The 1,503-nt window shown below is 46.4% G+C and carries 1 protein-coding gene; it reads right to left on the minus strand.

Annotation, left to right across the window (positions count from 1 at the left end):
* Positions 1-80 precede the first annotated feature (80 nt).
* Positions 81-1,319, minus strand: coding sequence for an IS256-like element ISVa19 family transposase (locus BCT81_RS08560; protein WP_008219616.1), 1,239 nt, complete (start codon positions 1,317-1,319; stop codon positions 81-83).
* Between the last annotated feature and the right edge of the window lie 184 nt (positions 1,320-1,503).

Raw genomic sequence — 1,503 nt, forward strand, 5'->3', positions numbered from 1 at the left:
CAATATACCTTATTTAATAAAATTTATTTTAACAAACCCGACATTCTGCACGAGCTATTGTCAAATGTGGTGTATGGAGATCATGCAGTAGCCTGTTGATGAATCTCCATTTCTTTCACTCCATTGATGAAGCGAACATCTTTCACAACATCCGCTAGGAGTGCAAAACCTCGTAGACGACGCCACTTCGTCTCTGCACTGCGCATTAACTTGTAGGCCATCATCAACGTAGTCTTTCTGTTTCCACAGTTCTTTGTCTTGTTCGTGCGTAAACGTACTGTGGCGAACATCGATTCTATTGGGTTGGTTGTTCTGATATGAACCCAGTGCTCTGCTGGGTAATCGTAGAACGCCAGCATTTCATCTTTATCTTTCACCAAGCAGTCCGTTGCCTTTGGATACTTGGCTTCAAAGCGCTTCTGGAAAGTTGAGAAGGCGTGATAAGCATCATCTCTAGTTTCTGCCATCCAGATATCTTGCAGTGCTTCCTTCATTCGTGGTTGTACGCTTTTGGGCACCTTGTTAAGCACATTCGCCGTCTTATGTACCCAGCACCGTTGCTGAGTCGTTTGAGGCCAGCACTTAGCAACTGCTTTCCAGAAGCCAAGCGCGCCATCTCCGATGGCGAGCTTCGGTGCTAACTGTAATCCCTGCGCTCGTAGCTGCTCAATGAGTTCCGTCCAACTTGCTTCTGACTCTCTATGACCATCCAGAACGCCAAGGACTTCTTTGCGTCCAGTGTCATCGACACCAATGATGACGAGTAAGCAGAGCTTATCGTCCATCCTAACGTGACCGTAAACACCGTCAGCCCAAACGTAAACATATCGACGCCTACCGAGGTCACGCTTACGCCAGTGTTCGTACTCAGCATACCAGCGCTCTTTGAGGCGACAGATGCTGTTGGCTGACAGGCCTTTCGCATCCTTACCAAGCAGAGACTCCAGAGCAGGCAGCATATCGCCCGTAGATATTCCCTTGAGATAGAGTAACGGGAGCAGTGTTGCAACGCTCTTTGTTCGCTTGAGATACGGTGGTATCAAGTTGCTATTAAATTTGACGCCACTCCCTGAGCGATCTCGTACCTTAGGAATCTGCACTTCGACATCACCGACACCGGTTTGCAAGGTTCGCTCAGGTAAGAAACCGTTGCGAACAATGGCTTGCTTGCCGTCAACCATTACATTCTGGTGTTGTGCAAGTAACTGTTGAAGCTCAGCTTCAACAGCTTGTGCAATCAAATCTCTAGCCCCTTGGCGTATCAGTTCTGTAAGTGGGTCTTGTGGTGTATTCAGTGAAACAACAGTATTATCAGTCATGCGGTGTACCTTTCTGTTAATCGTTCTGGCGAGAACTACATCAACAGATTACACCGCAACTTCCTTTCTCTTCCATACACCAGAAATCAGCATAGCTCATTCTGCACCTCATTTGGGGAGCTTGTTGCAAATAAAATTTTATAGGGTTTTGAATAATCAAGCGTATCGCATTTAGTATATAAAA

The organism is Vibrio sp. 10N.261.52.A1 (assembly GCF_002876325.1).
Lineage (GTDB): Bacteria > Pseudomonadota > Gammaproteobacteria > Enterobacterales > Vibrionaceae > Vibrio > Vibrio chagasii.

Excerpts from the sequence above, each read along its gene's own strand:
- BCT81_RS08560 (WP_008219616.1), bottom strand. The coding sequence starts at position 1,319 with ATGACTGATAATACTGTTGTTTCACTGAATACACCACAAGACCCACTT.